The 26,761-nt window shown below is 42.1% G+C and carries 20 protein-coding genes and 1 pseudogene; 6 read left to right on the top strand and 15 right to left on the bottom strand.

Annotated features, from left to right (window positions below):
* Window positions 1-61: 61 nt before the first annotated feature.
* The 3 genes from ACFN7Z_RS02760 to ACFN7Z_RS02770 all read right to left on the bottom strand — a co-directional run bounded on the left by ACFN7Z_RS02760 (window position 62) and on the right by ACFN7Z_RS02770 (window position 3,966).
* The gene (locus ACFN7Z_RS02760) at window positions 62-946 is read right to left on the bottom strand and encodes a lysophospholipid acyltransferase family protein (protein ID WP_131230597.1); all 885 of its coding nucleotides are present in this window, start codon (window positions 944-946) and stop codon (window positions 62-64) included.
* Between the two features lie 319 nt (window positions 947-1,265).
* A complete protein-coding gene (gene aspS / locus ACFN7Z_RS02765; RefSeq protein ID WP_131230595.1) occupies window positions 1,266-3,050 on the bottom strand; it encodes an aspartate--tRNA ligase in 1,785 nt (594 codons plus the stop codon).
* A gap of 151 nt (window positions 3,051-3,201) precedes the next feature.
* Window positions 3,202-3,966: a DUF4184 family protein gene (locus ACFN7Z_RS02770; protein ID WP_131230593.1), complete on the bottom strand. Its 765-nt coding sequence runs from the start codon at window positions 3,964-3,966 to the stop codon at window positions 3,202-3,204.
* Window positions 3,967-4,104: 138 nt separating this feature from the next.
* Here ACFN7Z_RS02770 and znuD point away from each other — a divergent pair, with 138 nt between their 5' ends.
* The gene (gene znuD, locus ACFN7Z_RS02775) at window positions 4,105-6,138 is read left to right on the top strand and encodes a zinc piracy TonB-dependent receptor ZnuD (RefSeq protein WP_130234992.1); all 2,034 of its coding nucleotides are present in this window, start codon (window positions 4,105-4,107) and stop codon (window positions 6,136-6,138) included.
* Between the two features lie 167 nt (window positions 6,139-6,305).
* Window positions 6,306-7,769, top strand: a complete 1,464-nt coding sequence (locus ACFN7Z_RS02780) for a phospholipase D family protein (protein ID WP_131230591.1) — start codon at window positions 6,306-6,308, stop codon at window positions 7,767-7,769.
* Window positions 7,770-7,877: 108 nt separating this feature from the next.
* Here the strand turns inward: ACFN7Z_RS02780 and ACFN7Z_RS02785 are convergent, their stop codons facing one another.
* Window positions 7,878-8,330: a hypothetical protein gene (locus tag ACFN7Z_RS02785; RefSeq protein ID WP_131230589.1), complete on the bottom strand. Its 453-nt coding sequence runs from the start codon at window positions 8,328-8,330 to the stop codon at window positions 7,878-7,880.
* A 197-nt stretch (window positions 8,331-8,527) separates the two neighbouring features.
* Here ACFN7Z_RS02785 and ACFN7Z_RS02790 point away from each other — a divergent pair, with 197 nt between their 5' ends.
* The gene (locus ACFN7Z_RS02790) at window positions 8,528-8,983 is read left to right on the top strand and encodes an RcnB family protein (RefSeq protein WP_228260969.1); all 456 of its coding nucleotides are present in this window, start codon (window positions 8,528-8,530) and stop codon (window positions 8,981-8,983) included.
* 70 nt (window positions 8,984-9,053) lie between these two features.
* Here ACFN7Z_RS02790 and ACFN7Z_RS02795 read toward each other — a convergent pair whose 3' ends face one another.
* The 4 genes from ACFN7Z_RS02795 to ACFN7Z_RS02810 form a co-directional block, all read right to left on the bottom strand.
* Entirely contained in the window at window positions 9,054-9,551 is a 498-nt protein-coding gene (locus tag ACFN7Z_RS02795; protein ID WP_131230587.1) for a phosphate-starvation-inducible protein PsiE, read from the bottom strand.
* Between the two features lie 140 nt (window positions 9,552-9,691).
* Window positions 9,692-11,473, bottom strand: coding sequence for an acyl-CoA dehydrogenase C-terminal domain-containing protein (locus ACFN7Z_RS02800; protein ID WP_131230585.1), 1,782 nt, complete (start codon window positions 11,471-11,473; stop codon window positions 9,692-9,694).
* 193 nt (window positions 11,474-11,666) lie between these two features.
* Window positions 11,667-13,469: an acyl-CoA dehydrogenase C-terminal domain-containing protein gene (locus ACFN7Z_RS02805; protein ID WP_131230583.1), complete on the bottom strand. Its 1,803-nt coding sequence runs from the start codon at window positions 13,467-13,469 to the stop codon at window positions 11,667-11,669.
* A 305-nt stretch (window positions 13,470-13,774) separates the two neighbouring features.
* A complete protein-coding gene (locus tag ACFN7Z_RS02810) occupies window positions 13,775-14,392 on the bottom strand; it encodes a hypothetical protein (RefSeq protein WP_131230582.1) in 618 nt (205 codons plus the stop codon).
* Between the two features lie 137 nt (window positions 14,393-14,529).
* Between ACFN7Z_RS02810 and baeS the strand changes: the two genes are divergently transcribed.
* The 3 genes from baeS to ACFN7Z_RS02825 all read left to right on the top strand — a co-directional run bounded on the left by baeS (window position 14,530) and on the right by ACFN7Z_RS02825 (window position 18,454).
* Window positions 14,530-16,182 carry a sensor histidine kinase efflux regulator BaeS gene (gene baeS, locus ACFN7Z_RS02815; RefSeq protein WP_131230580.1) on the top strand — a complete coding sequence of 551 codons (1,653 nt, stop codon included), beginning with the start codon at window positions 14,530-14,532 and terminating at the stop codon, window positions 16,180-16,182.
* A gap of 19 nt (window positions 16,183-16,201) precedes the next feature.
* The gene (locus ACFN7Z_RS02820; protein ID WP_004697755.1) at window positions 16,202-16,888 is read left to right on the top strand and encodes a response regulator; all 687 of its coding nucleotides are present in this window, start codon (window positions 16,202-16,204) and stop codon (window positions 16,886-16,888) included.
* A gap of 210 nt (window positions 16,889-17,098) precedes the next feature.
* A complete protein-coding gene (locus ACFN7Z_RS02825; RefSeq protein WP_395442580.1) occupies window positions 17,099-18,454 on the top strand; it encodes an amino acid permease in 1,356 nt (451 codons plus the stop codon).
* A gap of 898 nt (window positions 18,455-19,352) precedes the next feature.
* Here the strand turns inward: ACFN7Z_RS02825 and ACFN7Z_RS02830 are convergent.
* The 7 genes and pseudogenes from ACFN7Z_RS02830 to ACFN7Z_RS02860 all read right to left on the bottom strand — a co-directional run bounded on the left by ACFN7Z_RS02830 (window position 19,353) and on the right by ACFN7Z_RS02860 (window position 26,740).
* The gene (locus tag ACFN7Z_RS02830; protein ID WP_130235108.1) at window positions 19,353-19,724 is read right to left on the bottom strand and encodes an MmcQ/YjbR family DNA-binding protein; all 372 of its coding nucleotides are present in this window, start codon (window positions 19,722-19,724) and stop codon (window positions 19,353-19,355) included.
* 69 nt (window positions 19,725-19,793) lie between these two features.
* Entirely contained in the window at window positions 19,794-21,239 is a 1,446-nt protein-coding gene (locus ACFN7Z_RS02835) for a YdiU family protein (protein WP_130235109.1), read from the bottom strand.
* A 78-nt stretch (window positions 21,240-21,317) separates the two neighbouring features.
* Window positions 21,318-21,633, bottom strand: a pseudogene (locus tag ACFN7Z_RS02840) (DHCW motif cupin fold protein).
* A gap of 119 nt (window positions 21,634-21,752) precedes the next feature.
* Window positions 21,753-22,919, bottom strand: a complete 1,167-nt coding sequence (locus ACFN7Z_RS02845; RefSeq protein WP_010327490.1) for a fatty acid desaturase — start codon at window positions 22,917-22,919, stop codon at window positions 21,753-21,755.
* Window positions 22,920-23,196: 277 nt separating this feature from the next.
* Window positions 23,197-23,919, bottom strand: coding sequence for a glycerophosphodiester phosphodiesterase (locus ACFN7Z_RS02850; protein ID WP_010327489.1), 723 nt, complete (start codon window positions 23,917-23,919; stop codon window positions 23,197-23,199).
* A gap of 306 nt (window positions 23,920-24,225) precedes the next feature.
* On the bottom strand, window positions 24,226-24,804 hold the full coding sequence (locus tag ACFN7Z_RS02855) for a cob(I)yrinic acid a,c-diamide adenosyltransferase (RefSeq protein ID WP_010327488.1): 579 nt from the start codon (window positions 24,802-24,804) through the stop codon (window positions 24,226-24,228).
* A gap of 100 nt (window positions 24,805-24,904) precedes the next feature.
* Window positions 24,905-26,740, bottom strand: coding sequence for a TonB-dependent siderophore receptor (locus tag ACFN7Z_RS02860; protein WP_029575107.1), 1,836 nt, complete (start codon window positions 26,738-26,740; stop codon window positions 24,905-24,907).
* Window positions 26,741-26,761 lie beyond the last annotated feature (21 nt).

The following is a 26,761-nucleotide window of genomic DNA, read 5'->3' on the forward strand; positions in this document are numbered from 1 at the left end:
TAGGAAATAACATACATTATTGTTTTCGAATTACTTGAGATCACGTGTTGGTTTGTGGAGCCTACATTGGTGGCTGTATCCGATAAGCATTGATATTGCCATAACAATTTCTAAAACGTTTATAGGACCAAATATACTGTTCAGGTGCTTGGTTAATTATGTCTTGCATGGCAAGATTTAAACTGTCTACAGATAGCTGTAGATCTTTCGATAAAATATCTTGAGATAGCTCAGTACAGTACACATCAAAACCTGCTGCGTCAGTATTACGAATACAACTTAATCCGATCACATTGCATTGTGTTTTTGCCGCCATTTTAGAGACCAGTGTCGTGGACAAAGTATTCTGCTGGAAAAAATATGAATAAATACCGCCACTCGGTTTTGGCAGATGATCTGGTAAAACAACAGTTAACCCACCTTGCTTGAGGTGTTTAAAAATCTGACGAATCCCTGTTTCATCAGTAGGAACAAGGGTTGCATTAAACTTTTGCCGTGCAGCTAGAATATAGCGGTTAATCCCTTTAATTTTATAGGGTTTATACATAATCATGGGTTGCGTATAGACATTTAACCATGCATTTAACAGCTCCCAACAACCAAAATGCGGAATGACCACAATCACGCCTTTTTTATTGGCTAAAGCCTCGGTTAGAACAGATTCACCATGAATGTTTTTCAATAAATCTAGGTTGTATTGTGGAGGCATTCCCCAACATTTTAAAAATTCAATATAGGTTTGGCATTGGCTTTGAATGCTGAGATGAACGCGTTTCTGGAGTGCTATTGGGTCGAGCTCAGGGTAGGCCAATTGCAGATTAATAGTGGTGATACGCTTGATTGAAGAGTCACTATAGTGAAGCAGGTGCGCAATTCCGCGTGCGATGTATTGTAAAAAGGACAAGGGAAAAAGTGAGATGATTTTAAGTAGATAATAAATAGCCATATTTTGACTCAGAAATCTTTTTAAAAGATGAGATGAGAGAAAATTTTGCAAAGAGACTTAAAAATCTAAGATAGATAAAATCAAAAAAAGATGAGCGTCTTAAGAACAAAATAAATGAATAAATCAATAGAGTGATTCAGTGCAAGAACTGCTGCAATAAAATATAGACTATCGTGAATCACTGTAAGGGGGATAGATTAAAAGTTCAAAAGAAATTTTGGAAAATTTGAAGCGAAAATAATATCTATGAAATGGATGGTGTTGCCGTGAATGAAAAAACCCTGCGCATGGCAGGGTTTCTTTAATCAAAATCTAAAGATTATTTGGTTTCTTCAGCTTTTGGTTTTTCGCGTAAGCGAATACCTAAATCACGTAGTTGATTTGATTCAACTGGTGCAGGTGCTTGCGTTAATGGACATTCAGCAGTTTTGGTTTTCGGGAATGCAATCACATCACGAATAGACGCACCACCCGTCATGAGCATGACTAAACGGTCTAGACCGAATGCTAAACCACCATGCGGAGGAGCACCGTAACGTAATGCGTTGAGTAAGAAGCTGAATTTCTCTTCAGCTTCTTCTTCACCAATACCTAATGCTTCAAAAATTGCTTTTTGCATTTCTAGGTTATGAATACGCAGTGAACCACCACCAATTTCGGTACCGTTTAACACCATGTCATAAGCCACAGAAAGCGCAGCACCTGGGTTATTTTTCACATCTTCAACGCTTGATTTAGGCAGTGTGAATGGATGGTGAACAGAAGTCCATTTGCCATCATCTGTTTCTTCAAACATTGGGAAGTCAACCACCCAAAGCGGTGCCCACTCGCAAGTCGACATTTTTAAGTCATGACCGACTTTAATACGTAAAGCACCCATGGCATCGTTCACAACTTTAGCTTTGTCTGCACCGAAGAACACGATATCCCCATTTTCTGCGCCAACACGTTTCAATAGATCAAGCACGATCGGCTCGATGAATTTCACGATTGGAGATTGTAAGCCTTCGATGCCTTTTTCAAGCTCGTTTACTTTAATGTACGCTAAACCTTTTGCACCGTAGATGCCGACAAATTTCGTGTACTCATCAATTTGGCTACGTGGTAAAGAGCCTGCACCTGGAACACGTAATGCAACGATACGGCCTTTAGGATCTTTCGCTGGACCTGCGAATACTTTGAATTCAACTTCTTGCATTAGGTCTGCGACGTCAACCAATTTTAAAGGAATACGTAAGTCTGGTTTGTCCGATGCATAGTCACGCATTGCATCGTTGTATGTCATGCGTGGGAATTTATCAAACTCAACATTTAGAAGTTCTTTGAACATCTTCACGGTTAAAGTTTCCATCAAATCCATGATGTCATCGTCACTCATGAACGATGTTTCAACGTCGATTTGGGTGAATTCAGGCTGACGATCTGCACGTAAGTCTTCATCACGGAAACATTTTGCGATTTGGTAGTAACGATCGATACCACCCACCATCAACAATTGTTTGAATAATTGTGGTGATTGTGGAAGTGCGTAGAAGCTACCATTTGAAACACGGCTTGGCACTAAGTAGTCACGTGCACCTTCAGGCGTTGCACGGGTTAAAATCGGAGTTTCGACGTCTAAGAAACCATTGTCTTCGAAATAGTTACGAATTAGGTTGGTTAGTTTAGAACGGAAACGTAAACGATCTAACATTTCAGGACGACGGATGTCCAAGAAACGGTATTTCAAACGGATTTCTTCAGAAATATTAGTGTTGTCGTCATTCAATGGGAACGGCGGAGTTTCTGATGCAGCAAGAACTTCGATTTCTTTACCTAAAACTTCGATTTGACCGCTCACCATATTGGCATTTTCTGTGCCTGCATAGCGGCGACGTACACGACCTGTAATTTTTAATACGAATTCTGAACGTACTTTGTCTGCAGTTGCGAATGCTTCAGGAGTGTCTGGGTCAATAACCACTTGCACAAGACCATCACGGTCACGCATATCAAGGAAGATGACACCACCGTGGTCACGGCGACGGTGTACCCAACCGCAGAGGGTTACTGTTTCATCAATTTGAGCTTCGGTTAAAGAACCGCAGTAATGAGTTCGCATCATGGCGTTAAAAATCCAACTATATGGCTAAAGGTAGCGAATACGTAAACAGCGTACCGCCAGAAATAAAGGTAGGATTATGCCTCTTTGGGCATTGACTCTCAAGGTATAGCTTAAAAAAGGCATGAAATAGCATTTAAGCGTTGGTCTAAATTCAGCCTAAACGATAGTCACGATCTAAAAATAAAAACAGAATGCAGCCAAAGATTAAAATCAGCAAAGCGACTTGGCTAAACTCATTAATACTTCGCCCCGTAAAATAATACAGGTCTGACTGCCACACTTGCGTGGGGATATAACGTGCATAGTCCCAAACACTGACTAAACCGCCCAAAAGGCTCAGTATGAACAGTCCCATCGCAAAGCGTTTGATTTTTAGACTGACAGGAAAATGTTGCTGATGTGTTTGGTAATAACACCAACTCATCCACGCCAACAAGGGGAGGGCCAGTGCCGATGTGCCAATTTGTAAAATGCGGTGTAGCGGATAGCCGTGCCCTAACAAAGAGAACCTCTGGCTTAAAAATTCATGTCCGAACAAGGTGCGGAAGTCAGCATGGGTGAGTCCATCCCATAACAGATGCGTAGCTGTGCCGAGCAGTATTGCTAGAATAACGGCCACAGAAAATTTAAAAAAACGTAGCATACTGCTCAGCCTTAATTCATGCTGAATACCTAAAAAACGATAAAAACAGGGCCGCAATAGCGCGTACCACAAAACACAAAAACTGAGTCCAATCCAAAGATCAGGGTGAATCAGTGAAGTCCAATAGTGGGTGGTATTTGAATTGGCTTGTGTAAACAGTCGATAAAGATCGGGGGTCATACAACCAATGGCAATGGCAGCAATCGGTAGACGGTCACCACTGAGTTTGGCTAAAGGAGGCGCGAGAACGGCATGTGAAATGGTAAAGGGCATTGATCTGTTGGCGTTGGCATCGACTTAGATGGATAGGGCAGTTTATCTTTTTTCTACGATTGGAATGTTTTTTATTGCAATGAATTTGAAATGTTATATTATAACAATATTCAAAAATTGTACGCTTGAGTGAGTTCCATGTCTTTCCATAAAAATTTGATAACGCTCTCTATTTTGGCGGTGGTCGCACCTGCCGTTTTTGCAGATGACACAACAACACAACAACTTGAAACGTTGATCAGCCAAGCACATCCACTCGTTCAGACCGCTGCTGATTTTGCAGTCGCTGATCAGGTGATTGATCAAAAAAGCTTAAAAGAACGTGCACCGACCATTGGGGATGCTTTGGCCGATGAGCTAGGCGTATATTCAAATCAATATGGTTCAGGTTCAAGCCGACCTGTGATTCGTGGTCAAGATGGCCCTCGCGTGAAAGTCTTACAACATGCTTCAGAAACTGCTGATGTCTCGACTTTATCGCCAGACCATGCCGTGACTGTTGATCCGATTTTGGCCAAGCAAATTGAAATCATCCGTGGCCCTTCAACCCTGTTATATAGTGCAGGTGCCGTGGGCGGTTTGGTGAATGTCACCGATCAAAAAATTCCAACCAGCATGCCTGAAAAAGGTTTAGAAGGTACGGCTGGATTACGCTACAACTCTGGTAGTGATGAAAAATTGGCCAGTGCTGGGGCGACGGTTGCTTTGGGGAGTCAGTTTGCTCTTCGAGTTGAAGGTTCAAAGCGTGAAGCAAATGACTATATTGCGCCGAACTATTTCCATGAGCATGAAGGTGAACTCGAAAAAGAACGTCGTGTTGGAAATACCTTTGCCAAAGGTGAAACAGTCAGTGTTGGCGGTTCATGGATTGGTGAGCGTGGTTTTGCGGGTATTGCCTATACCAACCGTCAAGATCAGTACGGTTTACCTGGGCACAGCCATGAATATGAAAGTTGCACTGTATCAGGTAATTTATTAATTGGATGTGGTGAGAAAGATTATGGAGACGAACATGAGACAGGGCCTTGGGTTGACTTGAAGTCGGAACGTTATGATTTCCGTGCAGAAATCTTAAATCCGCTTGCAGGGTTTGAGAAGTTACGAGCACATGCCAGTTATACCGACTACCAACATGATGAAATTGAAGGCGATAGTGTTGCAACTACCTTTAAAAGTAAGAGTTATGATGCGCGTCTAGAAATGGTGCATCAGCCGATTGCGGATTGGGAAGGTGTGGTTGGCGTACAGTACAATCAACAAAAATTAGATATCACGGGTGAAGAGTCTATTTTAGAACCGACCAAGACGCAAAAGTGGAGCGTATTTGGTTTAGAACACAAGCAGTGGAATGACTTCCATTTTGAGTTAGGGGCACGTGTCGATCAGCAGACCATTGATATTGAGTCAGATCGAAAAGACTATGATGATTATGCCGTGTCTTATTCGGGTGCTGTGAATTGGATGTTTGCACCGAACTATAAACTATCTTTGGTCGGGTCACATCAAGAGCGTTTACCTTTGGCACAAGAGCTTTATGCTGATGGTAAGCATCTTGCAACCAATACTTATGAACGTGGCAATGAAAATCTCGATGTCGAAAAGTCAAATAACCTAGAGTTAGGTTTCCATTACGATACGGATAAAATTGATTATCACGTTCATGTTTACCACAACTGGTATGATAACTACATTTATGCTCAAACCGCAGACCGTTACGAAAACTTCCGCCTAGTAGACTACACTCAAGACAAAGCGCGTTTTTATGGGACTGAAGCAGAAGCCTCTTATGCCATCAATGATGTTTATAAAATGAGTGTCTTTGGTGACTATGTACGTGGCAAAATTGACAATGAAAATGCACCACGGGTGCCTACTGGCCGTTTAGGAACAAAAGTGAATGCGAACTTTAGTGACACGTGGTCAGGAACAGCAGAGTACTACCATGTGTTTGAGCAAGATCGAATTGCAAGCTATGAGACCGAAACCGAGGGCTATAACATGGTGAATCTGGGCTTGGCGTATAATGGTCAGTATATGCAGGGCAATGATTATCGCGTGTATTTCAAAGCCAATAACCTCTTAGATGAGACAATTTATTCGCATACCTCTTTCTTATCGACCATTCCACAAGTGGGGCGTAACTTCACGGTCGGACTGGACTTTAGTTTCTAAGGTGCTATTTCAAGCTTCAACCCAACCTTTTCCATAAAGAGGAGATGCTCGCTCTCTCCTCAAAGGAGAGTGTTAGGGAGAGGTTGCCAAAACATTGACAACAGAAATCCTCTTGAAAAATCAAACAATAAGACCTAGTCTGAGTATATTGGATTAGGTTTTTTGTTATGCGTATCTTTCGAAAATTACATCAAAAGCTCAACTGGACATCGACCCGTTATGTCGGTGTCGTGGTGGGGTTATTGGCTCTGACTTATTTAACCTCCGCAGTTTACCATAGCGTTAAACCACTGCCTGATGGCCTGGACTATACGGGCAAGTTACGTCATGCCGATGTCAAATTTATTGCAGATCAAACCTACATCGACGCACAAGGCAAACAGCAACAAGATCATCATATTTTCGACACAGTGTTTAAACTAATTGAAGATGCACAAACCACGATTGTGTTGGATATGTTCTTGTTTAACGATGAAGTGGGAACATCTCAAGCATCACAACGTGCTTTGACTCGTCAGCTGACCGATGCGTTGATTGTCAAGCGAAGCTTGCATCCGAATATTGAAATCAAAGTCATTACTGACCCGATTAACTCGGTATATGGTGGGCTATTACCTGAGCATTACCATAAGTTACGTCAGGCAGGCGTGGATGTAATTGAAACCGATTTACGTCCGCTCCGCGCATCGAATCCCATTTGGTCTGGTTTTTGGTATATCTGTTGTCAAAACGCAGGCAATAATCCCGACGGCGGTTGGTTAAGAAACCCGTTTGGGGATGAAAAAATTACTTTACGTAGTTATTTAAACTTATTTAACTTTAAAGCCAATCACCGCAAAACTTTGGTGGTCGATACCGCCGAAGGTTGGAAAACCTTGGTCACATCGGCGAATCCACATGATGGCAGTTCGCGACATTCCAATGTAGCCCTGTTGGTGACAGGCAATACAGCAATTGATGTATTGAAAACCGAGCAAACTGTGGCACATATGTCTCAGGGCGATGTGCCGATGGTGATTTTGGGCGAAATTGCAGGAATTCCATCGCAGCCGCAGGTACAGGTGCTGACGGAAAAAGCAATCCTAGATGCAACCCTCAACTTGTTGAATACTGCAAAAGCCAATGACCAGATTGATTTGGCGATGTTCTATTTGTCTGAGCGTCAAATTATCAATGCTTTAAAAGATGCGCAGAATCGTGGAGTTAAACTTCGGATTTTACTCGACCCAAATAAAGATGCATTTGGTCGTCAAAAGAATGGAATTCCGAACCGTCAAGTTGCGTCTGAGCTTAACGATGCAGGTATTACAGTGCGGTGGTGTAATACTCAAGGAGAGCAGTGTCATAGCAAAATGATTTTAAAACGCCATGCACAAGAAGCAGAGCTCATTTTGGGTTCAGCGAATTTTACCGCACGAAATTTGAAGAATTATAACTTAGAGACCAATTTACGTGTGATAGGCCAGTCTAATGTAGCGGTGTTTACAGATGCACAGCAATATTTTGATGGGGCATGGTCGAACTTAAATGGTCGTCAAATGAGTGTGGGCTATGAGCAATATAAAGATGAGTCAAAACTCAAATATGGGCTATATCGCTTTATGGAGTGGAGTGGTTTGTCGACATTTTAATTTCGAATTCCTTTTGCCATTTCATGAAAAGCGGCACTTCCTACGCTGTGCAAGATGAAAAGTCCCTCTTTTTAAAGAGGGATTTAGGGAGATTTAATTTTTAAGATTTTATTGCTCAGGATTTGGCGGGATGATTTGATCCAAATCTTTATCGGTCATCTTATCGAGTTCATGCAGATCGGTTTTGATTTTCCATTTTTCGGCATCTTCCACTGGGCTTGGTAGACGTGCCTCTAACCAGTCGCAAATGACATCGGGTGGAAAGTCAGGATGGTTACACTGAATGACCCATGCCAAGAATTGCTTGGCTTCACCATTCATATACGGCGGCGGTGACACAGGTAAAAACTGCGTCGGTAGGCGCTCATTTTTAGAAATATAGTTCAGTACATGTCCCAGCTCTTGTACCGTTTGCCATGCCAAAGGATGATCTACATCAATTTGAAACTTAAACCACCATGCACTTTTTCCATCTGTGCCATAAGCATCAATCAGATTTTTTTGAATACTGGGCACTTTTGTAAAATATTCATAGAGTCGATCAAAACTTAATTCAGCCACGATTGTTCATCCACTACATTTATAAACAAAGATTAAGTATAAACTGAAAACATATACGATTTTTTGCTTTTCAAAGAAATCCTGCTTCAAACCTTATAGCGGTGATAATGGGCAGTGATCTAAAATTGACAACTTGTGCATTTTTTATCCATAAAATAGGTTTAAAATAATAATATTCACCTCAGTGGAGGAAGAAGATGATGAAATATTTAAAAATAATCTATGGAATAAGTTTACTCAGCTTATGTCCTGCACTGAGTTTTGCTCAACCAGCGACGCGTTATTATGGAAAACCGCTGACTTCGCAAACCCAGCGTTTCCCAACCTATGCTGGGCCGTATCAAGGTGCAATGCCCAGACCTACATCACCGCCTCAAATTGAACCCCCTCATCACAGACCACCTCCGCACCATCCACCACATGGCGGATATCCAATGCGACCAGGTGTGAGTATTATTTACCGAGCACCCAGCTATTCAACCTATAGTCAGGAAACCAATAGCTATGTGTATGGGGATGGCGACTCCAGTATTGAAAGCCGTGATTATGTGCTGATTACCGATTGGCGACGTTTGGGATTGCCAGACCCACCTGAAGGCATGCACTGGATCTATGAAAATGGACGCTACGCTTTAGAAGCGGATTCAAAATAAATGAAGCTTTGATTGATATAAAAAAACCTCCGTTGTTTAGACGGAGGGGTTTTTAGTGGTCAATAAAGAATTAAGCGAGTTCATCATCTTGTGGGCGTGGTGTTTTCCCTTCAGGTAAAGGCTTGTCGGCATGTTTATCTCGAATTACTGAAGGATAATTCCACGATGCATAACGCACCACCAAAATTGCAATCGCCATAATTAAAATTGAACCCGTAATAATCACCAAATCCATATCCGCTTTGTGGTCATGCTGGATATCGGAAATTAAAAGTCGGGTGAGGGCCGTGATCGCAATATAAATTAAAAAGCGGACAGGCATGTGGTTGGTTTTAAAATAGATCCCGACCATTGCGCCCAGTTCTAAGTAGATGAATAACAGTAAAATATCATCAATTGAGGCATATTGTTTAATGGTCAGGATCTCATAAACGGTATGTCCTGCCGACCAAATCACCATACAGCCAATAATAAATAAAGCCATATAGTGAAAACTTTCTACTGCAGTATTGCCCAGTTTATCGAGGAGGGTTTCTATTTTCTCTATTTTAGGGTCTCGGTTAGTCATGGCTGCCTCCTGATATGTTGATGGTGGTTTATTGCATCATAAGCAAATTTCATGCACATGACGTATAAAAGCAAAAATAAAGCTGAGTAATAAAAAAACGCCTGACGAAGCAGGCGTTTTTTTATTCAGTCTTTAAGCAATTAAGCTTGGCTGGTGAAGTAGTCTTCAGAGAAGTTCATGATGACTTCTGCACCTGCTTTTACTTTTGCAATACGTAAGTCGATTTCAGGCAAAATACGTTGAGCAAAATAAGCTGCAAGCGCAAGTTTGTTTTGATAGAAGTCACCATCTTTAGCTTTTGCAGCATTGGCAATTCTTGCAAACATATAGGCAAAGCTGAGTAGGCCGACTGCATGTAAGTAATCTACTGCTGCTGCATTCGGGAACTCTGCACTTTCAGCAGCACGTTCAAGGATGTACTTGGTCACTTCTTCCACTTCAGTTGCTGCATCGAGTGTTGCATCTTTAATGAAGTTTAGGTCTGCATCTAAGCCGTTAGCAAAGTCACGGATTTCAGTAATGTAGTCTGCGATGAATGCACCACCACATTTAATGGTCTTACGACCGATTAAATCTTGAGACTGAACGCCGTTGGTGCCTTCATAGATTTGTGCAATACGTAAGTCACGTACACATTGCTCCATGCCCCATTCACGAATATAGCCATGACCACCGAAGACCATTTGTGAATCAATTATTGCGTTAAATGCAGTATCGGTTAAATACGCTTTTGCAATAGGAGTTAACAGTGCAACGCGGTCATTGGCTGCTTTCACAGCTTCAGGGTCTGTTGAGAACTTAGTGATATCCAGTTGCTGACCCACGTAAACTGCAAAGGCACGAGATGCTTCATTGTTCGCACGTGCATTCAGCAACATACGACGCACATCACCATGAACTAAAATGCTGTCCGCAGGTTTAGCCGGTGATTGAACACCAGACGCGCTACGACCTTGTAGACGGTCTGTTGCGTACTGTGCAGCATTTTGGTAGGCAAATTCAGATGCACCTAAACCTTGAATACCCATCGATAAACGTTCGTAGTTCATCATCACGAACATTGCCGCAAGGCCTTCATTTTCTTTACCGACCAAGTAACCTTTGGCACCATCAAAGTTCATTACACAAGTCGCAGACGCTTTGATCCCCATTTTGTGTTCAATTGAACCTGGACCTGCCGCATTACGCTCGCCTACAGAACCATCTGCATTCACTAGGAATTTAGGCACGATGAATAATGAAATACCACGTGAACCCGCAGGTGCATCAGGCGTTTTTGCCAAAACTAAGTGAATGATGTTTTCAGCTAAGTCGTGGTCACCGCCAGTAATAAAGATTTTAGTCCCTGTAATGTTATAGGTACCGTCTTCGTTGCGTTCAGCTTTAGTTTTGATAATGCCTAAATCTGTACCTGCATGAGGCTCAGTTAAACACATGGTCCCAGACCATTCGCCTGAGTAAATTTTAGGTAAATAAGTTTCTTTTTGCTCTTGTGATGCATAGCTGTTTAACGCCATGCCTGCACCTACAGAAAGAAGCGGGTAGAGCATGAATGATGGGTTAGTTGCAAACAGCATTTCATCAGACAGAACAGTCAGCATTTTCGGCATGCCTTGACCGCCCCATTCTTCATCTGCGCCTAGACCAATCCAGCCACCTTCAGCATATTGCTTAAACGCTTCTTTAAAACCAGCAGGTGTAGTCACTGCACCGTTGCTAAAAGTTGCGCCTTCTTCATCACCGGTGCGGTTGATGGGTAGAGTGACGTTTTGCGAAAATTTAGCCATTTCTTCGAGGATCGCTTCAGCCGTCGCACTGTCTACATGAGCTAGATTTTCATTAGACTGCCAGAACTGTTCAGCGTTAAAAACGTCATTGAGGATAAACTTCATATCCGCAAGGGGAGCATTATAAATGGGCATGTTGGTTCACCTGTTTATTGTTTGAATCCGGGTAGACTTAGGGCAGCTTAGTAAACAACTGCAGAGGTTGTTAGATGACCCAAGGGAAATAACGCTTTATTTATAAAGAAAAAGGACCATCAAAGCTATGACCGTCCTTTTTCATTTCTGTACTCAAGAGTACAACATTTTGAATATCATTTAGAGATTCAGATTAGAATGCAAAGTGTTCTGCATCTAATGCAAGTAACGGTTCTACGCCGCCTGCAATCACATCTACATGTGAACGAACACGTGGCAGAATCTTCTTAAAGTAGAAGCGCGCTGTCGTTACTTTCGCGTTGTAGAAGTCTACATCACTGCTGCCCGCTGCAAGCTTGTCTTGTGCAACCAAAGCCATACGTGCCCATAGGTAAGCAAGCGTTACATAGCCAGAGAAATACATGTAATCAACTGCAGCTGCACCCACTTCATCAGGGTTTTGCATTGCGCGCATACCAATTTGCATGGTTAAGTCGCCCCACTCTTTGTTTAGAGCAGCAAGAGGTTCAACAAACTCTTTTATTGCAGCATTGTCTTTGTTTGCTTCAACAAACTTATGGATGATTTTGGTGAAGTCTTTCAACATTGCACCTTGTGTACCCAACACTTTACGGCCTAAAAGGTCAAGTGCTTGAATCTCAGTGGTTCCTTCATAAATGGTAGAGATACGTGTATCTCGTGCAATTTGTTCCATACCGTATTCAGAAATGAAACCATGACCACCCAATACTTGAATACCGTGTTTTGCTGACTCTGAACCTGTTTCAGTTAAGAACGCTTTTGCAATTGGGGTTAAAAGAGACAAGATATTGTCAGAAGATTTGCGTTCTTCTTCAGTTGCACCTTGTTCAACGATATCTGCGTGTAGACACAACAGATACACTAGTGCGCGACCACCTTCTGCAAATGCTTTCTGCGTCAAGAGCATGTTACGTACCGCAGGGTGCACAATGATTGGATCTGCTTCTTTTTCAGGGGCTTTAGGGCCAGAAAGTGAACGCATCGCTAAGCGATCTTTGGCATAAGTCAAAGCACCTTGGAATGCACCTTCAGAGGCTGAAAGACCTTGTACAGCAGTACCAATACGTGCAGTGTTCATGAAAGTGAACATGCAGTTTAAACCACGGTTTTCAGGACCAATCAAGAAACCTTTCGCGTTATCAAAGTTGATGACGCAAGTTGCGTTACCATGAATCCCCATTTTGTGTTCGATTGAACCACAACGAACTGCGTTACGCTCGCCTAAAGAGCCATCTGCATTTACATTGAACTTTGGTACGATAAATAAAGAAATACCTTTGGTGCCTTTAGGTGCGCCTGGTAAACGTGCCAATACGATGTGCACGATATTCTCTGCCATGTCATGTTCACCAGCAGAGATAAAGATTTTCTCGCCAGAGATTGCATAGCTACCGTCTGCTTGAGGCTCAGCTTTGGTGCGAATGATACCTAAATCAGAACCTGCATGTGATTCAGTAAGACACATGGTGCCGGTCCAAACACCTGAAACCAAGTTAGGTAGGTAGGTGGATTTTTGTTCGTCTGAACCATGATGTTCTAGGGTACGTACTGCACCGTGAGAAAGGCCAGGATACATTCCCCATGCCCAGTTCGCAGTACCCACCATTTCAGAAATCACGTTACCTAAAGATACAGGAAGGCCTTGACCGCCGTATTGCTCTTCAGCCGACAATGATGGGAAACCCAGTTCGATATATTTTTGATACGCTTCTTTGAAGCCCGCTGGTGTTGTGACCACACCATCGTTCCACGTACAACCTTCTAAGTCACCGCTTTGGTTAATTGGAGATAATTCATTTTCACAGAAGTCTGCAGCAGCTTCTAAATATTGGTCAACCAATTCACGGTTTACAGTTTCCTGAAATGCAGGCAATTTAGAGTAATGTTCTTCTGCGTTAAGTAACTCATGCAGTACAAATTGCATATCACGTAAGGGCGCTTTGTATTGTGGCATCTCGGTTTCCTCAATACTGGTTTAACCAGCTTATAATCCTAATAAACATGAAAACGTGTCTTCATTGACACGTGTTGGAATGGTTCAATCGTGCAACATCTTCTAATTTGGTACAAGCGTTTCAGGGGCTTTTCTTGGTGACTGTAAAGTCAAATAAATATTATTTAAAATCGCTAAGTGGGTTGAGTGTAAACAGTTTTGGCTGTTCTAGCATGACATAAATAGTCAAAAAGCGTAAAAAGTTATGTCCAATAAAAAAGGCGCAATTAGCGCCTTTTTTATCTATTTATGCTTTTTAGAGTGGTTTAAGCGGCCTTATTCGGTGCTGAAACAGGGGCTTTAGGCTGGAAGTGAACCATACACTTGCCATCTACTGTTTGTGTGCCAATTTTTAACTGCACGGCTTTACCATTGGTTTGACCTTGGCAGGCTTTGGCCGCAGCTTGTTGACGCGCTTGATGTTCAGCTAAACGTTGATCGTATTGCTGGGTTAACTCAGCACGTTTCGCATCGGTTAGTGGTTCGCCGCGTTGCATATGCATGCCACGGAATTCACCACGATCGGCTTGATCACCATGCATTGGTCGATGTTCACCACGTTTCATTTCATCACGGTTCGGTTTAAACGAAATCGCACATGTGCCTTCTAGTGTTTGTTCACCTGCTTTAATTTGGACTGCTGAACCCACCGCTTTGCCATCGCAGGCTTTTTTAATGTCTTGCATGACCTGTTTGCGTTCAGTACGCATTTTTTCAAACTGTTCGCGTTGTTCAGGTGTCATGTGACGGTCTTTTTGATAATGACCATGCATATGTTGCGACTGCTCCATATCTTTTGGTGCTTGGGTGGATTGACAGGCAGTCAACGCACCTACAGATAAAACGCTGGCAGTGGCTAAAGCAATTTTTGTCATCTTATTCATTCTACAATTCCCCCATACAAGAGCATGTGATTTTGGATGATTAAAGATTAAATAATAAAGATGTAGAAACAATGGAGAGTTTTTTGATGCAGTGTTCTATACAATAACAAGGCAAAAGAACGACCGAGAGATTGCTTTTGAAGATTCGCCGCGTACCGATTGCTTTACGCTTATTCCTCACTGTATTGCTGACCACTTTGGTGATTACCACGGTGAGTTTAGGTGTGTTGCATTGGACGATGCAAAAGAATTTTGCCAAATATGTGGCGGACGTGGAAATGCAAAAGCTCGATCATCTGATTGATAACTTGGCAGGCGTTTATAGCACTTATCATGACTGGGGCAATGCCATTCAAGCGCAAATTTTGCAGATTGAAGGACATGCTGCGCCAGATGATTATGACCGTCTCTCTCGTTGGTGGTTACGTCGCCAGTACGACATTGCTTTGCAACAGCGTTATTTTAAAGAGAATACCAAAACCTTACTCAGTGATGTCTCTACCACTGAAGTCAAACATGAAAAACAGATTTTAACCGAACAAGAACTGCAAGCTTTGGAGGAAAACTTACCTTCGGAGTTTCAACCCTTTGAAGGTTTAAAGTTCCCGCTCAGCGCCAATCAAAATGTTTTCCGTCCAGATCGTAAAAAAGAAGAGATTGAACAAGAGAGCAAACAAAACACAGGCAAAAAACAGTTTATTTCCACGCCTGACCGTTTAGGCCTTAGCTCGCGTTTATCTTTATACGATACGCAGCGTCAGTTTGTGGTCGGTGAACCCTCGGATGATCAAGTTTCTTTCCGTCCTATTGTGGTGAATAACCAAGTGGTGGGGTACTTGGGGCTGAAACCAGTCCTCGATCAAGATGATGCATTGAGTATCAATTTCTTTAGTAATCAAAAACGTTATTTATTACTGGTCTATGGTTTAACCGTTTTTGCCAGTTTAATTGCTGCGTTGTTACTTGCGACTTATTTTAAGACACCGATTCAACGCTTGTTGAATGGTACGCGTGAATTAACGAAGGGTAATTTTCAGCATCAAGTTAAAGTGAATCGAAACGATGAGCTGGGTGATTTATCCAATGAACTGAACCAACTGGCGGTGATTTTAGATCAGCATGAAATTTCACGTCGTCAGTGGGTGTCAGATACTTCACACGAGTTGAATACACCGCTAGCAGTTTTACAAGCGCAGATCGAAGCTATGCAAGACGGTATTCGAAAGCCAACGCCTGAGCATTTTGAATCGATGTTACGCCAAGTCACCAGTTTGAAAAAACTCACGCATGATTTGGCCGATTTGGCACAAGCGGAAGCACAGCAATTAAACTGTTACTTTGCAACCGTGAACCCGTGGGCGGTGATTGAGCAAGAAGTGGAAAACTTTAAGCCCAAATTTGAACAGGCCCATTTAAGCATCAGTGTCGAAGGTGAGGGCGCCGAGTTACAACTTGATATTGACCGCTTTAAGCAAATCATGGTCAATTTGTTGGGTAATAGCATTCGTTATACCGAAGCAGGTGGTCAGGTTCGAGTTCATACGGAACAGTCTGCAACAGATTGGACAGTCTATGTCGATGACAGTCCATATGGTTTAACTGATGAGCAACTGGCACGACTCGGTGAGCGTTTCTATCGAGTCGATGACTCGCGTACGCGGAGCACAGGTGGTACAGGTTTAGGTTTGGCTTTATCGGCTAAACTGGCACAAGCTTTGGGCGGCGAATTGAATTTTGATCATTCGCCTTTGGGTGGTTTACGTTGCAAGTTAACGTTCCCAAAAAAATGAAACACAAAAGGAAGTATGTATGAAACATATTATGCTGGTTGAAGATGAAGTAGAACTTGCACAATTGGTCCGCGATTATCTTGAAGCAGCGGGTTTTGAAGTCAGTATGTTTCATGATGGTCAGGAAGCTTACGATAGCTTTACGCAGCGTAAACCGAGTCTGATGATTTTAGACTTAATGGTGCCTCGTATGGATGGCTTGACCATTTGCCGTAAAGTCCGTGAACAGTCGGATTTGCCGATTATTATGGTCACTGCACGTACGGAAGAAATCGACCGTGTGCTTGGCTTGAACATGGGGGCAGACGACTATGTGTGTAAACCCTTTAGCCCGAAAGAACTGGTTGCGCGTGTCCAAGCCGTGTTACGTCGTTTAGAGCGTAAAGCTGAGCCTGAAGATCAGTCTTTGTTCCGTATGGATAAAGCGCAACAACGCATTTGGTATCAACAAAAGCCTTTAAACTTAACGCCGACCGAGTTTCGTTTACTGGAGTTGTTTTTAGAGCATGTGGGTCAAGTCTATTCACGTGCACAGCTACTGGATCATATCAACCCAGACAGCTTTGAAGTAGCTGACCGTGTGATTGATAGCCATATTAAGAACTTACGTCGTAAGATTTCGGATGCAGCTGAAACAGGCAACCGTCATGAATGGGTTCAGGCGGTATATGGGGTAGGCTACCGTTTTGAATATCCTGAAGATTAATTCAGTTTTCTGAACGATAGAGGAAGCGGATAAGCCTTGGGCTATCCGCTTTTTTATGGGATGGAGTCAAAGCGGCAATCAAAATCAGCAGTTCACTTAAATCTCCAACTGGTGAAATGAAACCGAGTAATCTGCGATTTTAAAGGGCAAGACTGGTTGATCGCTTGTGCAAGCGGTACAATTCATTTTTTTATCAGATGAGCATGTGTTTTGAGCAGCGAGACGCCTAAACTTCAGCGCCGTTTAAAGAACCGCCATATCCAGTTGATCGCCATGGGTGGTGCAATTGGCACAGGGCTGTTCTTAGGTTCAGCACATATTATTGAATCTGCTGGCCCATCGATTATTTTGGGTTATATGATTGGCGGTTTGATTGCATTTTTAATTATGCGTCAGCTCGGTGAAATGATTGTGCATGAGCCAGTGACGGGTTCATTCAGCTACTTTGCCTTTAAATATTGGGGGCGGTTTTCAGGCTTTTTAACGGGCTGGAACTACTGGGTGCTGTACATCTTAGTGGTGATGACTGAGCTGACCGCGATTGGTAAATATGTGAATTACTGGTGGCCACATATTCCTGCGTGGGTCTCGGTGCTGGTGTTTTTTGTGGTGATCACACTGGCCAATCTTGCCAATGTCAAACTGTATGCGGAGTCTGAGTTTTGGCTGTCGATGATTAAAGTTGTGGCGATTATCGCCATGATCATTTTCGGGGTTTACCTGTTGTTGACGGCTGATGTCGCTTCAACCGCATCTGTCACGAACTTATGGGCACATGGCGGGTTTTTCCCACATGGCTTTGAAGGCTTGTTTTATATGCTGGCCTTTATGATGTTTGCCTTTGGTGGCATTGAGCTGATCAGTATGGCGGCTGCGGAAACCGAAGATCCTGAAAAGAACATTCCAAAAGCCGTCAATCAAACGGTGATTCGGGTTTTCCTATTCTATATTTGCTCGCTGGCGATTCTTTTGTCTCTGGTGACTTGGAATCAATTGGATTTGGGGGGCTTAGATAAAAGCCCATTCGTACTGATTTTTAAGCAAATAGGCATTGATTGGGCAGCGCATTTACTCAATTTTATTATTCTGACGGCATCGGTTTCTGTTTGTAATAGTGGGATGTATGCCAATAGTCGCATGCTATTAGGTCTGGCCGAACAGGGTAATGCCCCGCAAGTTTTTAAGCAGGTTAATCGACAAGGGACACCGATTGCGGCTGTTTTATTTTCAGCATTACTGATTTTTGGTTGCGTGCTGTTGAATTACTTTTTGCCTGAAAAAGCGCTCAGTTATCTGATTTATATTGTGGTCAGTGCTGCGGTGTTGAATTGGATGATGATCAGTTTGATCCATCTTAAATTTAGACAGAGTATCAAAAAGCAGGGCATTCAAACTAAGTTTCCAGCGTTATTTGCACCGTTTAGCAATTATTTTGTTTTAGTGTTTATGCTGATGATTTTATATATCATGTGGAATCAAGGTTTTATGCTTTCCGTGTTGATGCTTCCTGTGTGGATCCTCGTGTTATTTGTGTTATTTAAAACATTGAAGGCGAAGAAGAGCTAAAGCGCAAGTGATGATGTTGAAAAGGACTCATATTGAGTCCTTTTTTTATTGGGTTTTTGATCATTTAGGGTTCTGGTTCATGGGTGAATTATAAGTATCTAAAATAATGTTTTAATTTGTCTTTTTACTTTTACGTTTGTTTTAGACAAAGTCGATGAGTCGATATTCAAATCAGCAACTGAATATGAAAATGAACAAGATTTTACTGATTCTCAATGGGTCTTTATCTGAGGTTTGGCATGACCTGCTGATTAACTTGGGTGGAGAGTGAGCTACTCTCATACTTCAACTTTTCGGATTGATATGTATAGATAATTAAATAGGCAAAATTGAGAAAAGAGTGCTTGTATTTCCGACAGATTGAAGCAGTGGGCTATAAAGTTGCTTTTAAAGTACTCAAAAATTAACTTTAAGGAGTCAGGTTTAGCTTCGGTTATCCTGAAAACTATCCACAATTTCTGCGGATAATTTTGGGGGTAAGTCTAATTAAGCTTATTTTTCCATGTACGTTTTGGCTTACAACTATTCAAGTCGATTGCGTCTAGGTCAGTCCCAAGATTTTTTATATGATGCAGTCATAGAGAACAGGAAGTTCCAAAACATAAAACAAAAATGATAAGTTCAATACTAGGATGTGAGGTACGACAGGAGTTATACCTAGCTAACCAATACGAAAAAGCTCGACAGGATGTCGGGCTTTTTTTATGATCTATGAATGCCTCATTTCACTTTTCGTTTCAAAATTTGGGTTCAAATGGGCAATACGTAGAAAACGTCGAAAAACTGTTTAGCCGAGACAATATGCGTTCAAACCGATGATCTGTTTGATACAGTGATAGGGTTGTGCTTTAGAACATGTAATAGGAATAATTAACAATCTTTTTCACTCAATACATATTTAGGTGATGGCTTGAAGCGCAGCGATTCGCTGTCTTTGTCGTTTATTCAGCTTGGATACCACGAGCTCATAAGAGCTATGTACCAGATCAATGACTAAATCAGGATCTAAGTTTTCATCCTCATAAATTGAAATCCAATGCTTTTTATTCATATGCCATCCTGCATGAATATACGAATAAATATCACGTAGCATCGTGCCGTGGTCAGGCATAACTTTTAAGTTACTTAAAGCTGCCCCACTTAATGATGAATTGAGTAAAAACATTTTATCCATGACTTTATATACATCACAGCCTTCACCAAAGGGCTGACTACACGTCACTTCTGGCAGGGCAAGTGCAGCTTTTGCAGCAATAAGGTGTAAGGACATGGTGATCATCACTCAGTGGGCGAAGCCCTGTGGATATTGTTTAATTTATCCACAGTTTAAGCCAAACGCTTAAGATGAACAACTCACCATTACCTCAGGAACATCCGTTGGCAAAGGTGCTAAATCTTCCGCTTTCTCTAGTGCGACATTCCGCTCAAACGGTTGGCTAAGCAGGTCAAATAAGCGTTCGACTTCTGAGAAATCATTCCGCTCAGCCAGCTCAATCGCTTTTTGCGCCATGTGATTGCGTAGGATATAAACAGGGTTGGCTTGTTGCATGGCTGCATTGAGTTCTGCCGTGTCTTGATTTGCACGAATTTGTTCATACTGAGCGAGGAAACTTTCAAACTGACGACGGTCAAGGCAGTCATCTTTAATCATTTCATATTGCTGCTCTTGCAAACGCGTAAAGCTTTGTGTGTAGTCGAGCTGTTCAGTTTGTAGAATCCGTAAGAAAGTCATGGCACAGTCAAAACTGTCCGTGTGGAAATGAGGTAAGCCCATTTTCTGACTTAAACCTAGTTTGTAGTGCTCCAAGAACGTGGGTTCATAGTGCTCTAGGCAATCGGCAAGATCTTGCTTCCATTGTTCTTTGTCATAGTCTTGCGGACAAAGCGGAATGAGGTTATTCAACCATGTCCATAAGTTCCAGTGTCCAATGCTCGGCTGCTGCTGATAGGTATAGCGGCCTTGATAGTCAGAGTGATTGTTAATCCAATTCGGACGGAAGCGTTCCATAAAGCCATAAGGGCCAAAATCGAGGGTTGAACCTGTAATGTTTAAATTATCGGTATTCATTACTCCATGTGCGAAGCCGACCAGTTGCCATTTGGCAATCATTACCGCAGTCCGTTGAATCACTTGGGTTGCAAATGCCAAAACAGGTTGTTCCGCATCTAAACACTCGGGGTAATGCCATTCGATGCATTTCTGGCTAAATTCGTCAAGTAAGTCAGGTTGATACTGATTAATCCACTCAAAATGCCCCAAGCGAATATGACAGTCCGATGTACGTAACATCATTGCACCGAGTTCCAATTTCTCCCGTTGCACGCCTTGAGCCGACGAGGTAAAGCCTACGGCATTACTCGATGCGACGCCTAAATTATTCAGCGCATGTCCAGCCAAATACTCACGAATGACGGAGCGAAGTACCGCACGACCATCTCCCATACGCGAATAAGGAGTAGAACCTGCGCCCTTTAAATGCAGGTCAACGGTTTGCCCATGTTGATCGAGAATTTGCACAATCAATAAACCTCGACCATCACCGAGCTGTCCTGCCCACTGACCAAATTGATGCCCAGCATAGACCATTGCCAATGGTTCAAATTCACTAAAGGTTTTTTGTCCGCTACAAATCTCTATCCAAGACTGTTTGTCGGCTTCAGACCATTGCAACTGTTCTGCTAAAGCGGCATTGAAATGACCTGCTTTTGCCCCTTTTAGTGGCAAGGGCTGTTGATGGTGATAAAGTTTTGAAGGAAGGAGGGAGTAGCGTGAATTGAACTGCATAGTGAAGGATCACAAGGGATAAGCCATGACCCCATCAATATAGCAAAGTTTTAGTGTTAAGACATATATCCAACTGTTTTAGTCAACTATAAACAGCTTGGCACGCTTTGAGGTGGACGAGCGATGAGCTTTAGCTTGATCTGCAACTTGGTAACTCATGCCAGCCGTGAGGGTAAAAGTTCGACCATCATCTAGTTCCGTGTGTAGTTCGCCTTCTAAGAACGACAGGATATGTCCTTTAGAACACCATGAGGATAAATCAAGCACTGCTTTATTTATACACAAGGGCCATATAGTTCTCAGAATACTCCACCATACGCACGCGAATCGCGTCAAATTGCTGAGTACGCCATAGGGCAGAACCCTGATCACCTGTATGGCGGGTGGTTGGTATCTCGGCCTAGTTGGTGAGACCGAAAGGAATATTCTTAATATCCATGTTGTTATCCTTTATGAACTGCTAAAAAAAGCCCCTTGCGGAGCTTTTTTTGGAATGGTGAATCAGATAATTAATTACTGAGAAACAGGGGCTTTTTTAATGCTGCGCATCAGTGTGGTCAAGGTTTGACGATGATGACCTAAGCGCTGTTCGACTAACTGAAACTCAATTTTGAGCTTCTCATCCATTTGATGGATTTTTTCAGCCACTGCTGTTTTCTTGGCTTGAATTTCTTGTTCTTTCAATTTTGCCCAGTCATTCAAGGTTTGGGTGAATGCATCATACTCTTGTGCAATACGAGCTTTCGCGGAACTAATGTCATCACTGACATTTAGACCATGAACTTCTAAGTCTTGTTCAGCGTATTTAAACTTCATCGCAAGTTCAGCTTTTTTAATATTAAAGCTCGGAATACGACGTAAGTTTTTAGCTAAACCCAGTTTTGAGCATGACCAAATCAACCATTTGGTTGGATCATATTGCCACCATTTCACACCGTTACGATAGTCGTATTGGAAAATGTGGTGGTAGTTATGATAACCCTCACCCCAAGTGGCAATGGCTAACCAGAAGTTGTCACGTGCGGTATTTTCGTCTGTATATGGACGTTTGCCCCACATGTGGCATAAAGAGTTAATGAAGAACGTGACGTGGTGGCTGAGGATTAAACGCATTAATCCGCCCAACAATAACACGCCCCATAAGTCGCCTACAGCCCAACCAATCGGTAATAAAATACCCATGTGGACGATGATCACTAAAGGAACATAGTATTTGTGTTGGAACATCACCAATTTGTCATTGAGCAAATCGGGTGCATTTTTAAAATCAGGTTCTGCTGATGGATAGTCACGAAGCATCCACCCCATGTGCGCATACCAAAAACCATTGTTAATCGAGTACGGATCTTTCTCGATATCATCGACATGGCGGTGATGGGTACGGTGACCTGAACCCCAGTATAAAATACTGTTTTGCACGGCAAAGGTACCCATAATCATCAAAATGATTTTTAAAGGTAAGCTTGCTTCATAAGCACGGTGTGCCCATAAGCGGTGATAGCCAGCGGTAATACCTAAGCTACTAACACCCAGTAATACAAACATACTGATCCAAGCGGCTAAGCTGAAATCATGCTGAAAGGCATATAAGGGAATTGCAATCACAGCCACAATGGGAAGAAAAACCAATGCAAAAATTGCAACCCAGTTAAATGGGGCTTTGGGTAGGGGAGCATTCATCTCCAACAGCACTCCTGAAACCTTGGGAGGTATAAATGGAAGGTCAATCCATTACTTTTTGCATGGATTAAGCTACAGCATATTAGCATGAGCGAACCTTGGTTCACTAGCATTATTGTACAGATGTATTGTACTAAACAGTAACAGAATACGAATGTTTAGATATCGAAATTATCGAAGCATTTCTAAGCTTTATCGTAGCAGAGCGATCAATATGGAAAATCAATATTTTCAGTGCCACTGCTCATGTAAAACTCAAGTCAATCTTTGGCATTGTTCAATGCTCATCTGCCAAATGTTGTAGCATCATTTTAGGAAAATCGGTAATTAATCCATCAATGCCAAAGTCACGTAAATGTTTAGCTCGCTCGATGTCATTCACTGTCCAAACACTAATGGCTAAATTCGCTTGTTGTGTGGCTTTTAACAAGTCATCGGTTGCCAGTTGGTTCATCCAGCCGATTTGGCAACAGTCGTATTTGAGCGCTTGTTCAATCGCAAGATGTTGAATATCGTCTTCAATCAATAAGCCACGTTTAAATGTTGAGTGTTGATCTTGGAGTGCTTGTAGGATTTTAAGATCAAAACTAGTAATGACCGCACTGTGTTCAAAGCCTCTAAGTTGCTGTGTGAGATGTTGTGTTAGTCGTTCCGCTTCAGCGTGTGTTTCTACAGCTTTGACTTCAACTTCAAGATGTTCAAAGTCCTGCATAATCTGGAGTGCTTGTCGTAGTGTTGGGGTACTTTGCTTTTCCCAGTCTAGCCAAATATGTGCTTGGTTATAGCTATCGAGTTGTGTGCTGCTTAATGGGTAGAGCGCTTGGTCGATACCGGTGGTCCGAAGCATGTTGTCATCATGCATAATGATCAGCTCATGGTCTTTGAGCTGACGAACATCAAACTCAACCGCACGTATGCCCAGATCATGAATATATTGAAAACCGCCGAGTGTATTTTCTGGGGCTTCGCCACGTGCACCACGATGTCCGATGATTCTCATATTGAACCTGAGCTATATACGTCTTTTGAGTGATTGTAGCGCTAAAAATATTTGATTGGGATAGATTCTAAGGTGGAAATATCAGATATGAGTAAATGCGATTCGTAATGGTTTGAGGCAGAACTGAATTTGAATGAAAGGCTTCTGTGATATTCAAGATAAGAAAAGGCATTTGACGAGTTTTACGATTGGAAAAATGGTTTTGATTGCTTTGCCCAAAAGAAAAGTAACATCAAAAAGTCTTGCAGTGAATTGATCACTGCAAGACTCCGAAAAGATCTATTTCGTTCTAAAACTTAGAAACGTTTAAATAGTTTCATTGATATTTTTTTGCCAAAGCACTTCTGAGCCACCTTCAGCGCGTTGTAAAGCACGCGATGCAACAAAAAGCCAATCCGATAAGCGGTTGAGTAACTGTAGTGCGGTGTTTTGAATATTTTGATCACGCGTGTGTACTGACATTAAGCTACGTTCAGCTCGGCGACATACCGCTCGTGCTTGATGTGCATAGCTACATGCTAAAGAACCCGAAGGTAAGATAAATTCTTTCAGCATGGGTAAGTCTTCATTCATGCGGTCAATTTCTTGTTCAAGAAACTCAATACAAACAGGTTGGAGCAAATGATAGTTGGGAATGCACACTTCACCACCTAAATCGAACAGCCAATGTTGAATGAGGCTTAAGCTTTTATCCCATGTGGCTTTGTCCGTGATTTGACTTGCGGTAATTTGAGCACGAAGTACGCCAATTGTTGAATTAAGTTCATCCACATCACCAAGTGCGGTAATTCTTAGATCATCTTTAGTGACACGTGATCCATCACCCAGACCTGTGGTGCCTGAGTCGCCAGTACGGGTATAAATTTTACTTAAACGGTGGCCCATAATTTGTCCTGCCTAAAGAATGAAAAAAAGGATAATGCCGGTCAAAACATTATCCATAAACTGCGCTGTTTTAAATTGTTTTTTGAGTCTTTAGATTAAATTAATAACGGAAAGTGACTCCTGCGGTAGCTAGACGGCCGCTTGCAAGGTAGTAAGAACTAACTTCGTTATTCCATGCTGCTTTATAAGTTGTATCACCGAGGTTATGAATGTTTGAGAAAACTTTGACGTGTGGATTAATTTGCCAATAAGCATTCATATCAATCGTTGCATATCCAGGAATCTCTTGAACATCTTTAGATGGACCTTTAGCAACTAAAGAAGTTGTAAAGCCATAAACGCCATTATCCCAACCAGCAGATAATGTAAAGTTTTGACGTGGACGGTTTGGGGCATCTTCGTCAGTATCATCATTTTTTGGTTGTACATAAGCATATTCTGCATTTGCAAATAAGCTATCCTGTTTCCACTTTAAACCAAGCTCGGATCCAGTGAACGTTGCTTTCTTCAGATTATAAAACTTAAATCCTGTAGAGGCATCAGATACCATGAGGTTATCGACTTTGGTTTGATAAACAGAACCATACAGTTGAATACCGTAATTAAGGGAATGATCAAAACCTAGTTCATAAGAAATACTTTCTTCTGGTTTTAAGTCTGGGTTACCGCCCCACCATGATGGTTCAGAAATAATTTGGCCTACAACAGGTGCTCTAAACGCTGTACCTACGTTGGTATAAAAACTTGTCTTTGGTGTGGCAAAGTAGCGAGCAGCGAGTTGACCAACTGTGTGTGTTCCAAACTGCTGATTATCTTCTACACGAACACCTGCTTGGGTTGAGAATAAGTCATTTTTAAACTGGTGTTGTATGTAATAGCCAATAGTTTCATTGTCTGATTTAAAGCCTTCATCACCTACATAAGCTGCAACTTTCTCTGCTTCAGTTTTATTGTATTCAACACCAACGAGTATGTTTTGGTGTTGGGTGAATTGCCATTTTAAGTTGGAATCAATTTCTTGCTGCTCAGTATTTACAATAGACGGATATGAGCCTTTTACTACTTCATATTGGTCTTCAAATTGAGAAAGACGCGTATTCCAAGTTAGGCTATCGCTAAAGTTTAAGTGGCCTTGGACATTGTATAGGCGGTTAAGAAAATCATAAGCTTTAGGAGCGCCGAAGGAAAAATAATCGCCCGTTCCTTTATTTTCTTTAACTTCAGCAGAAAGACCATAAGCTTCTTTTTCTACGCCAACTTTCGCGCTATAGCCTTTTTGGTCAAAGCCTGCTTTACGGTCATCATTGGCAATAATTTGATCACCATCAGTTTCAAAACGTTGACCGCGGAGCTGAGCATAAAAACCGTCTTCTGCAACATCAACACCTAAAATAGTTTTATAGGTACTACGTTCACCCGCTTCAACCGTTGTGAATATTGAGTTTTCTGTTGGAATCTTAGAAATGAGTTGAATCACGCCCCCAATTGCATCAGTACCGTATTGGACTGATGCTGGGCCTTTAAGGATTTCAATTTGTTTAACATCCGAAAGATCAAAAAGGGGAATGTTAGTCCCAGCTACAGTTGCAATATTTGAGCGCATCCCATCTTGTAGAAATAAAGTATGTGATGCATTGGTTCCGCGTAAATATACTGATGCTGTTTGTCCGTAGCCGCCGACTTGCTTAACAGTTAGCCCTGCTTCTTTAGTAAGTAAAGTTGGAAGATCTGTAATTGGAGACTGTTCAATGGTTTTTTCATCAATTACAGAAATACGCGCTGGTACGTCTTTAACCTTTTCTTCAGAACGTGTTGCAGTGACAACTAGTGTATCTAAAGATGCATTAATGCTGTCTTGTGCAGATGCAGAAACGGAGAAACCCATCGCAATAGCGATTGCGCCCACTAAAGCTGTAGGCTGAAATAAATTTGGCATGCTGGCTCCATACATTCACCC

It is taken from the genome of Acinetobacter sp. P1332, from assembly GCF_044057475.1.
Lineage (GTDB): Bacteria > Pseudomonadota > Gammaproteobacteria > Pseudomonadales > Moraxellaceae > Acinetobacter > Acinetobacter johnsonii.

Bases quoted from the DNA above. Each gene is read 5' to 3' on its own strand.
- ACFN7Z_RS02760 (WP_131230597.1), bottom strand. From the start codon at position 946: ATGGCTATTTATTATCTACTTAAAATCATCTCACTTTTTCCCTTGTCC.
- aspS (WP_131230595.1), bottom strand. From the start codon at position 3,050: ATGATGCGAACTCATTACTGCGGTTCTTTAACCGAAGCTCAAATTGAT.
- ACFN7Z_RS02770 (WP_131230593.1), bottom strand. From the start codon at position 3,966: ATGCCCTTTACCATTTCACATGCCGTTCTCGCGCCTCCTTTAGCCAAA.
- znuD (WP_130234992.1), top strand. From the start codon at position 4,105: ATGTCTTTCCATAAAAATTTGATAACGCTCTCTATTTTGGCGGTGGTC.
- ACFN7Z_RS02780 (WP_131230591.1), top strand. From the start codon at position 6,306: ATGCGTATCTTTCGAAAATTACATCAAAAGCTCAACTGGACATCGACC.
- ACFN7Z_RS02790 (WP_228260969.1), top strand. From the start codon at position 8,528: ATGATGAAATATTTAAAAATAATCTATGGAATAAGTTTACTCAGCTTA.
- ACFN7Z_RS02795 (WP_131230587.1), bottom strand. From the start codon at position 9,551: ATGACTAACCGAGACCCTAAAATAGAGAAAATAGAAACCCTCCTCGAT.
- ACFN7Z_RS02800 (WP_131230585.1), bottom strand. From the start codon at position 11,473: ATGCCCATTTATAATGCTCCCCTTGCGGATATGAAGTTTATCCTCAAT.
- ACFN7Z_RS02805 (WP_131230583.1), bottom strand. From the start codon at position 13,469: ATGCCACAATACAAAGCGCCCTTACGTGATATGCAATTTGTACTGCAT.
- ACFN7Z_RS02810 (WP_131230582.1), bottom strand. From the start codon at position 14,392: ATGAATAAGATGACAAAAATTGCTTTAGCCACTGCCAGCGTTTTATCT.
- ACFN7Z_RS02820 (WP_004697755.1), top strand. From the start codon at position 16,202: ATGAAACATATTATGCTGGTTGAAGATGAAGTAGAACTTGCACAATTG.
- ACFN7Z_RS02830 (WP_130235108.1), bottom strand. From the start codon at position 19,724: ATGTCCTTACACCTTATTGCTGCAAAAGCTGCACTTGCCCTGCCAGAA.
- ACFN7Z_RS02835 (WP_130235109.1), bottom strand. From the start codon at position 21,239: ATGCAGTTCAATTCACGCTACTCCCTCCTTCCTTCAAAACTTTATCAC.
- ACFN7Z_RS02845 (WP_010327490.1), bottom strand. From the start codon at position 22,919: ATGAATGCTCCCCTACCCAAAGCCCCATTTAACTGGGTTGCAATTTTT.
- ACFN7Z_RS02850 (WP_010327489.1), bottom strand. From the start codon at position 23,919: ATGAGAATCATCGGACATCGTGGTGCACGTGGCGAAGCCCCAGAAAAT.
- ACFN7Z_RS02855 (WP_010327488.1), bottom strand. From the start codon at position 24,804: ATGGGCCACCGTTTAAGTAAAATTTATACCCGTACTGGCGACTCAGGC.
- ACFN7Z_RS02860 (WP_029575107.1), bottom strand. From the start codon at position 26,740: ATGCCAAATTTATTTCAGCCTACAGCTTTAGTGGGCGCAATCGCTATT.